At 57.8% G+C, this 1,137-nt stretch carries 1 protein-coding gene; it reads right to left on the minus strand.

What is annotated here, in order from left to right:
• On the minus strand, positions 1–1,137 hold a 1,137-nt coding region (locus AC27K1_RS21555; RefSeq protein WP_487152855.1), incomplete at both ends, for an Ig-like domain-containing protein.

The following is a 1,137-nucleotide window of genomic DNA, read 5'->3' on the forward strand; positions in this document are numbered from 1 at the left end:
AACAAACTGGAGCTGGTTATTGACAATGCTGACCGTGCCCTGACCCGTGACGGGATTCCCGTCACCATCGACGATCTCCACGCTATCCAGGCTGAAGTTGGCGGGGTTGTCGTTGTGATCCAGGTCCGTGTCGTCGGCCAGTACGTCAATAGTCAGGGTTTCATTCTCATGGCCTGTGGCGGTGTTGGCTGTCGCCACCGGCGCATCGTTAGTGCCGGTCACCGTAATGGTGGCTATTGATTCAGACGTGAGCCCCTCGTCATCAGACATCACATAGCGGACAGTGACAGTAGCCGTGTCACCTCTGGCAAGGCTGTCGAAATCCGTGCCCGGAACAAACTGGAGCTGGTTGCTGACGATGCTGACCGTGCCCTGGCCGCTTAATAGATTGCCGTCACCATCGACAATCTGCACGCTGTCGAGAGTGAAGTTGGCCGGATTATCGTTGTGATCCGCGTCCGTGTCGTCGGCCAGTACGTCAATGGTCAGGGTTTCATTCTCATGGCCTGTGGCGGTATTGGCTGTCGCCACCGGCGCATCGTTAGTGCCGGTCACCGTAATGGTGGCCGTTGATTCAGAGGTAGCCCCTTCGTCATCGGACATCACATATCGAACGACCACTGTCGCACTTTCGCCACTGGCCAGACTGTCGAAGTCTGTACCCGGCACAAACTGCAGCTGGTTGTTGACGATGCTGACCGTGCCCTGACCCGTGACGGGATTCCCGTCTCCATCGACGATCTCCACGCTATCCAGGCTGAAGTTGGCGGGGTTGTCGTTGTGATCCAGGTCCGTGTCGTCGGCCAGTACGTCAATGGTCAGGGTTTCATTCTCATGGCCTGTGGCGGTATTGGCTGTCGCCACCGGCGCATCGTTAGTACCGGTCACCGTGATGGTTGCTGTTGACTCAGAGGTAGCCCCTTCGTCATCGGACATCACATAGCGGACAGTAACAGTAGCCGTGTCACCACTGGCAAGGCTGTCGAAATCCGTGCCCGGCACAAACTGCAGCTGGTTGTTGACGATGCTGACCGTGCCCTGGCCCGTGACGGGATTGCCGTCGCCATCGACGATCTCCACGCTATCCAGACTGAAGTTGGCGGGGTTGTCGTTGTGATCCACATCCGTGTCGTCGGC

The organism is Kistimonas ophiarachnellae (genome assembly GCF_057552235.1).